Origin of the sequence: Fructobacillus tropaeoli (assembly GCF_001047135.2) — a bacterium.
GTDB classification, from domain to species: domain Bacteria; phylum Bacillota; class Bacilli; order Lactobacillales; family Lactobacillaceae; genus Fructobacillus; species Fructobacillus tropaeoli.
Map to the genome: position 1 here is coordinate 1 of NZ_DF968177.1, position 206 is coordinate 206.

At 40.8% G+C, this 206-nt stretch carries 1 protein-coding gene; it reads left to right on the forward strand.

Going from position 1 to position 206, the window contains the following annotated elements; genetic code table 11:
• A partial coding sequence (locus tag AOQ32_RS08580) for a S24 family peptidase (protein WP_148666557.1) occupies positions 1 to 206 on the forward strand: 206 nt, incomplete at both ends.

Sequence of the window (206 nt, forward strand, 5' to 3'; positions counted from 1 at the left end):
GGTACTGGTGAATACATGGTCGATAATCAACCAGAAGAAGTTGATTACAGTGGCACTGTTCCAGAACATGATTTTGCTGTTACCGTTAATGGTGACTCAATGACTCCACTGTTCGATGATAAGCAAATTATCTTCGTCAAGAAGGAACATGAAGCACGATCTGGTCAGATTGTCATTGCTGACTATGATGGCCAAGCTTATGTTAA